Consider the following 7,613-nt stretch of genomic DNA (forward strand, 5'->3'; position numbering starts at 1 on the left):
CCTACAGGGTCTCTTTTTTTCGTCTTTGCAGGGCAGTCGACAGAGTGCTGCTGGCTATAGATTGACAGCCTTCTGGCGCGAACGATAAACTAAGGTGGTAATGGTACCGAGAGGAGAGCTTAAAATGCCTCACCCCCGACATAGGAGCAGTAAAGTGCTGTGTGCCCTGCTCGTAACCCTGCTAGTGTTCGCTACCGCTGCCCACCCCCTGCGGGTGGAGGCCGCTGCCGTGACCCATGTTACAGCGACTCCTACTACTCTTAGTTTGCTTGTTGGGGGCACAGCTACTGTGGTGGCGACAGTGCACCCCGCGCACGCCGTTGACCGATTGGTTAATTGGGGGAGCAACAACGTCGGCGTGGCCACTGTGAATAGTACGGGGGTAGTCACGGGGCAAGCGCCCGGCTTGGCTATCATTACTGCTACGACTAGGGACGGCGCGCACACGGCGAGTGTAGCTGTTTCTGTTGCGACGCAGCCAGTACGCGTGACCGGCGTAACTTTGAACGCAGCAAACCTAAACTTGGTCGTTGGGGCGACCTGGTCTATAGGTGCTACCGTCAGCCCGGCTAACGCCAGTAACCCAGCCGTAGTATGGTCGAGCAGTAATGCGGCAGTGGCGTCGGTTAATGTGCATGGCCTAGTGACAGCGGTGGCGCCTGGCCTTGCTATCATTACCGTGCGCACGCAGGACGGCAACTTTACCGCGCAGGTGGTTGTCGAGGTGGCTGCCCTTTTTATCCCCCCGACGGGCGTTAATATAACCCCCGCCACCCTAAACTTAGCTATTGGGGCGAGTGGGACTTTGTCGGCCTTAGTTTTGCCCCATAACGCCACCAACCGCTCTGTGGTCTGGGCCAGCCTGACCCCCTTGGTGGCGCAGGTTAGTGCTACAGGCGTAGTTACCGCGATTGCTCCCGGTGTGGCTTCTATTGTGGCGAGAACGCAGGATGGCACGCAAGAGGATACTGCCACAGTCACCGTGCCCGTGCCGGCTATTCCGGTCACTGGGATTACTACGCCGCCGGGCGTGGTCGCCATGACGACAGGCACGACGCGCACGATTACGGCAACTATACTGCCGGCTAATGCCACTATACGCCTGGTTAGGTGGGCCAGTAACAACCCCTTCGTGGCTACCGTTAACGCGACTGGCGTGGTTACCCCCGTCGCCCCAGGTACAGCACATATATCGGTCACCACTTTGGACGGGGGCTTTGTGGCCTGGGTAGAGGTGCAAGTTAGCATGCCCGTAGTGCCTGTTACTGGCGTGACCATGGCGCCCACCACGCTGAGCCTGGTAGCTGGGCATACGGGTGGTTTAGCGGCTACTGTCGCCCCGGCCAATGCCACTAACCGCCTAGTAACTTGGGCGAGTAGCAACACCCAGGTGGCGTTGGTGGACGCCAATGGGGTAGTCTTCGCCATCGCCCCGGGCACTGCGACCATAACGGCGCGCACCACAGATGGTGGGCGCACGGCGACGGCGGCGGTTACTGTTACAGCGCCCGTGGTTTTAGTAACCGGCGTGACCATTGCGCCTGCGACACTTAGCCTGGTAACTGGGCAGACCGGCACTTTAGCGGCTACTGTCGCCCCGGCTAACGCCACTAACCGCCTAGTAACTTGGGCGAGCAGTAATACGCAGGTGGCCACGGTTAACGACAGCGGGGTAGTGACGGCACGCGCCCCGGGCACTGCGACCATAACGGCGCGCACCACAGATGGCGGGCGCACGGCGACGGCGGCGGTTACTGTGGCGTCGCCTGTTGTCGTAGTCACTGGCGTGACTATTGCGCCCACAACTCTAAGTCTAGTGGCTGGGCAGACCGGCACTTTAGTCGCCACTGTCGCCCCGGCGAACGCCACTAACCGCACGGTGACCTGGGCGAGTGGCAACACACAGGTGGCGACAGTAAATGCCAGCGGCGTAGTGACCGCGGTGGCCCCGGGGCTGACCACCATAACCGTAACGACGAGCGATGGTGGGCGTAGCGCGAGTACCGCTGTCTCGGTAGCCCCGCGCCCCATTTTGGCCACGGGTGTCGCCCTCTTGCCGGCTAACCTGCAGCTTGCCCGCGGGCAGGTGGGCCACTTGGTGGCCACCGTGCTGCCAGAGAACGCTGCCAACAGGGCCGTGTCTTTTGCCAGCAGCAATGCGAGCGTGGCTACGGTAGACGAGCGCGGCGCGGTGACGGCGCTAGCGCTAGGCACAGCGACGATTACCGTCACCACCGCCGAGGGCGGGCACACCGCCGAGAGCCGAGTGGTAGTGGGGCCGCCGCGAGTGGAGACGAACATAGCTGTTGACACCGTAACTGCCTTAAGTTTGCCTGATTATGCCGATGTACTGGTGCCGGCGGGCGCGATTAGCGGCGTAAATGCCCGGCTGATAGCCGAAGTGGTGCCCCCGCTGGAGGCGGCGCCCTTGCTTGCCGCTGCCAGCCGTGCCAACTTGGTGCCGGCCAGTGAAATAGTGCAGCTCACTTTAAGCGGGGGCACTGTCAACAGGGCGGTGCACCTGGCGCAGCGCTTTACGGCTGCAGCGATGGCCGCAGGGCAGCTGCCGGCTATTCATGTCTACAATCCCCGCACGGCAAGATGGGTTTACCTAGGCGGTACTGTGACCGACCGGGTAGTGACTGTGCCGCTAGATGCCTTTGGGCAGTTCGCCGTCTTTGCCACCCGAGGGGCACCAGCCCTGCCAGACATGGCTGGGCACTGGGCCGAGGTGCCTGTAAGGACACTAGCCGGCATGCACATTGTGGGTGGGCATAGAGACGGCAATTTTAGGCCCGATGCTGTTATTAGCCGGGCAGAATTTGTGGCTATGCTTACGCGCGCGCTAGGCCTGCCCGAGAACGCGCGGGCTGCAGAGCGCTTTCGCGATGCCGCTACCTTTAGTTGGGCGGCGGGCGCCATTGGCGCGGCGGCAGAGGCCGGCCTGGTGGGGGGTAATGCTGATGGCACCTTTTCACCCGAACGTCGCATAACCCGGGCCGAGCTCGCGGTCATTATGTCGCGCGTGGTGCAGCAGGGGCTAGTGACAGTGCCGCGCGTGCCTAGCGTAAATTTTGCCGACCAGCAGAGCATACCAGCCTGGGCGCAAGGCGGTGTGCGCATAGCGGCTGAGGCGGGCCTTGTGCAGGGCTCGGGCGATGGTAGGTTTAACCCGCATAATTTAGCCACGCGGGCGGAGGTAGCCACCATGCTCTACCGCCTGGTGGCAGCGAAATAGCCATCATGATCTATCGCATGATGGCAGCGATACAATAGGGGGCATGACTTTGCCGTGCAAAATGACATTTCGCGAAGTGCTTAATGTGCTGGGCGTACTGCTCGGCCTAGGCGTGGCACGGCTCGCGCCTCTGCCTGGCCTTGAAGTCGAGGCGATGTGGGCGCTCGGCCTCTTGGTCTGGGCCATTTGCGCCTGGGTGGGGCAGGTGCTTGACGACTATGTGGTGGCGCTACTGATGGCCGTGGGGTGGATAGCCCTCGGCATAGTGCCGCTAGAAGTGGCCTTTGCCACCTTCCACAGCCGCACTTGGTGGCTCTTGGTGGGGGCGTTAGGGCTTGGTGCGGCAGTGGCTAAGAGTGGGCTCTTAAAACGCACCACCCTCCTTATGCTCTCCGTCATGCCGGCCAGTTACTTAGGGCAGGCGCTGGCCCTTTTTGCTACGGGGGTGCTGGTCTGCCCTGCCATACCAAGCGTCACCGCCAAGGTAGCCATCACCGGCAAATTTATACCTGCGCTGGCCGAAGGCCTAGGCTGCGACGAAAAAAGCCGCGGCAGCGCGGGGCTTTTCTTGGCCATGTACCTAGGCTTTGTGCTGGCGGCACCCATGTACATGACGGCCACTAGCACTAATCTATTCTTGGTGGAGCTACTGCCGGCCCACGAGGCGAGCCGCATGACCTGGCTCTTTTGGCTGCGTGCGGCGACGCCCCCTGTGCTCTTGGCGGCCGTACTGGGCCTTGGGGCCATTATGCTGCTCTTTAAGCCGCAAGGCGGCAGAGCCGCCGATAAGGCGCGCGTGGTAGCAGACCTGAGGGCGCTCGGCCCCCTTAGCCGCTCTGAGAAAATAACTCTCGTTCTTTTGCTTAGCGCCCTGCTGGCATGGATTACCGAGAGCTGGCATGGCCAGCACCCTGCCACGGTGGCCCTAGCGGCCCTAGCCCTACTTTTGGCGAGCAAGGCCATGGATAAAAAGACCTTTCATGCCGATGTAGGCTGGTCGTCGCTTATCTTTCTCGGGGTCATCCTTAATGTGGCACAGGTCTTTCAGCGCCTGCGCATTGACGCCTTTTTGGGCGAGCAGCTACTGCCCTTACTTACTCCCCTCATGGGGCAAGTCTACCTTTTTGCGGCCCTGCTCATGCTGCTTACCATGCTGCTGCGCTTTGTCATGGTTTCTATAAATGCTCTTTTGGCACTGCTGATGCTTATACTGCTGCCGGCAGCGCAAGCGGCGGGCATGAGCGCCTGGGCGCTCGGCATGATTATTCACTTGGCGGCGCATGCGGTCTTTGTTATGCTCTACCAAAACATCGTCTATGCCGTGGGCTACGAGGCGGCAGAGGGCAAGGCCATAACCGAGGCCGATGGCGCGCTGTTTTCGCTCGTCTTTGCGGGCATTTCTTTTGTGTCGGTACTGCTCTTTTTGCCCTACTGGCGTTACCTCGGCCTGCTGTAGCCCGCCTTTAATAGTTTACAAATAGGGCGCCCTCTGGGCGCTCTTTTCTTGCATCTTGGGCTTTCTGTGTTAAAATGTACTTGTATACAAAACAGTGCACAAGGGGAGTCGGCAGTATGGGCTATATCAGAATTGGCGACAAACTAGTCAGCCGCGAGAAAATTATGCGCATGGTCGACAAGGTGCTAGAGCGTCGCGCCTCTGGCCTGTCGCAGCAAGAGGTGGCGGGCGACTTAGGGCTTGACCGCAGCTTTATTTCGCGCTTAGAGACTTTGGGCGAGCTACGCAAGGGCGGCAAAATTTCGCTCATTGGCTTTCCGGTGGGCAACAAAGACGAGCTCACCCTAGTGGCGGAGGAGTATGGCGTAGACCATGTCTACTTGCTGACCGAGGCCGAGCGCTGGGCGCTTATTCGCGAGCGCAGCGGGGCGGAGCTACTGAACGAAATAATGGGGCTCCTTGGGGCACTGCGCGCCTTTGACACGGTTATTTTAATCGGTTCAGATATGCGCATAAAGCTGGCGGAGGCGCTGGTAGACAAACAGATTATACCGATATACATTGGCGCCTCGCCCATCCGTGAAGACAAGTATGTAGACCCGAGCGAGCTACGCGCGGTGCTTGCGGGGCTGCGCTACTAGGGGGTAAGGCTATGAAGACAATTATTAGCGTGAGTCTAGGTTCAAGCAAGCGCGACCACCGCGTCGAGGTGGAGCTTTTGGGCGAGCATTGCGTTATTGAGCGCATCGGCACCGACGGCGACTTAGGGCGTGCCGTTGCGCTTATTAGGCAGCTAGACGGCAAGGTAGATGCTTTTGGCATGGGCGGCATCGATCTCTACGTGCAGGCTGGCGGCAAGAGGTACATCTTGCGCGAGGCCAGGCAACTAGCAGCAGCAGCCCAAATTACGCCCATTGTCGACGGTACCGGCCTTAAAAACACCCTGGAGCGTAAGGCCGTGCGCTATCTAAACGATGTTTGCGGCGTCGCCATCAAGGGCACCCCGGTGCTTATAGTCTCGGCGGCGGACCGCTTTGGCATGGCCGAGACCTTAGCCGGGCTTGGCGCCAAGCTCACCCTAGGTGACCTTATCTTCACGGTCGGCCTGCCCGTGCCGCTCTACAGCCTGCGCGCACTAGGGGCGGCGGCTAAAGTTCTAGCGCCCCTACTGACACAGCTACCCATAAGGTACCTCTATCCCTCGGGTGCGGACCAAGAAAGGTCTGTTTCTCGCGGCGCAAAGTATTTCTATGAAAATAAAATTATTGCGGGTGACTTTCACTTTATACGACGCTACATGCCGGATGGCTGTCAGGGCAAAATTGTCATTACCAATACGGTCACCAAGCAAGACCTCGAGTGGCTCAAGCAAAAAGGCGTGCGCCTCTTAGTCACTACCACGCCCGAGCTTGACGGACGTTCCTTTGGTACTAATGTCATGGAGGCGCTGTTGGTGGCATTGTCGGGCCAGAAGGACGCCAATTTAAGTGCCGGGGAGTACGAAGTTCTCTTAGACAGGCTAGATTTCAAGCCTCGCGTCGTCGAGCTAGGCTCGTAGTGGTTAGAGAGGTGGAAAAGAAAATGCGCAAATTTGCCTTTATACTGCACCCCATCGTAGCAGACGACATCGCTCGCAAGTTTAAGTTTACCGCCAAATGGTCTGACGTGTGGAAAGAGAGGCTAGTCAGGCTGCTGCCGCCTCTTAAGGTTTCGCACATTACCGGCATTAAGTCTGACCACGCCGAGGTTGAGGGGTACTTTGTGGCCTGCCCGCTTACCTCGCGGCAGCTCTTAGGCGCTGTTTCCGCCGCAGAAGCGACCAAGAAGATTGTGCAGGCGGGGCGCATTGCAGAGAACTTGGGTGCTGAGATAGTAGGCTTAGGTGCGCTTACCTCTGTGGTGGGGGATGCCGGCATTACCGTGGCCGACAAGCTTAAAATTGGCGTAACTACCGGCAATAGCTACACCGTGGCCACAGCCCTGATGGCCTCGCGCTTGGCGGCGGCTAAAATGGGCGTTGACGTCAAGCAGGCTCATGTGGCGGTTGTCGGCGCGACGGGCAGCATCGGGCAGGTTTGTGCCAGGCTTATGGCCAAAGAGGCCGGTCGCATAACGCTACTGGCACGCAACTTAGAGAGGCTTGAAGTAGTTAAAGAAAAAATCGCCGCAGAAAGCGGCGTCAATGCTACAGTCTCGCGCGATATTGACGAGAGCCTTAAAACGGCCGATATCGTTATCGCCGTTACCAGCGCCCTAGACTTTGTGGTCGACCCGCGCGTGCTCAAGCCCGGCGCTATCGTCTGCGACGTAGCGCGCCCGCGCGATGTTTCAGAAGAAGTGGCAAAACTGCGTGACGATGTGCTCATAGTAGACGGCGGCGTGGTTGCCGTGCCGGGGCCGGTCGATTTTCGCTTTAACTTTGGTTTTCCCCCCCGCACGGCCTATGCCTGCATGGCAGAGACGATGCTCTTGGCGCTTGAGGGCAAAATGGGCGACTATTCTTTAGGTAGAGATATTAAACTAGAACAAGTAGAAGAAATTACTCGCTTGGCCGAAAAGCATGGCTTCAAACTAGCCGGGTTCCGCAGCTTCGAACGCGCCGTGAGCGACGAAACGATCGCTGCCATCCGCGCACGCGCCGCAGCCAAGAATAAATAGAGGAAAATTGGGAGACGATTTCAACCACAGAGGCACAGAGGCGTGGAAAAGAGAGGAAGATGGAACGAGCGTAATTGCTTAATTACACTCTTTCTTTCTCTGTGAACTCTGTGCACTCTGTGGTAAAAAACGTGCCTTCCCCATGCTACAAGGGTGGGAGACGATTTCAACCACAGAGGCACAGAGGCGTGGAAAAGAGAGGAAGATGGAACGAGCGTAATTGCTTAATTACACTCTTTCTTTCTCTGTGAACTCTGTGCA

Annotated in this window: 5 protein-coding genes; all 5 read left to right on the plus strand. The window is 58.8% G+C overall.

The window, feature by feature from the left end; translation table 11 throughout:
• Positions 1 to 124: 124 nt before the first annotated feature.
• The 5 genes from KGZ92_05690 (at position 125) to KGZ92_05710 (ending at position 7,352) form a co-directional block, all read left to right on the plus strand.
• Positions 125 to 3,238 carry an Ig-like domain-containing protein gene (locus KGZ92_05690; GenBank protein MBS3888780.1) on the plus strand — a complete coding sequence of 1,038 codons (3,114 nt, stop codon included), beginning with the start codon at positions 125 to 127 and terminating at the stop codon, positions 3,236 to 3,238.
• A 49-nt stretch (positions 3,239 to 3,287) separates the two neighbouring features.
• Positions 3,288 to 4,694: an anion permease gene (locus KGZ92_05695; GenBank protein MBS3888781.1), complete on the plus strand. Its 1,407-nt coding sequence runs from the start codon at positions 3,288 to 3,290 to the stop codon at positions 4,692 to 4,694.
• A gap of 116 nt (positions 4,695 to 4,810) precedes the next feature.
• Positions 4,811 to 5,335 (plus strand): transcriptional regulator, encoded by a 525-nt coding sequence (locus KGZ92_05700; protein MBS3888782.1) that lies wholly within the window; start codon positions 4,811 to 4,813, stop codon positions 5,333 to 5,335.
• 11 nt (positions 5,336 to 5,346) lie between these two features.
• Positions 5,347 to 6,252 carry a quinate 5-dehydrogenase gene (locus KGZ92_05705; GenBank protein ID MBS3888783.1) on the plus strand — a complete coding sequence of 302 codons (906 nt, stop codon included), beginning with the start codon at positions 5,347 to 5,349 and terminating at the stop codon, positions 6,250 to 6,252.
• A gap of 23 nt (positions 6,253 to 6,275) precedes the next feature.
• Positions 6,276 to 7,352 (plus strand): shikimate dehydrogenase, encoded by a 1,077-nt coding sequence (locus KGZ92_05710; protein MBS3888784.1) that lies wholly within the window; start codon positions 6,276 to 6,278, stop codon positions 7,350 to 7,352.
• The last annotated feature ends 261 nt before the right edge of the window (positions 7,353 to 7,613 follow it).

This window comes from Bacillota bacterium (assembly GCA_018333655.1).
Lineage (GTDB): Bacteria > Bacillota > UBA994 > UBA994 > UBA994 > BS524.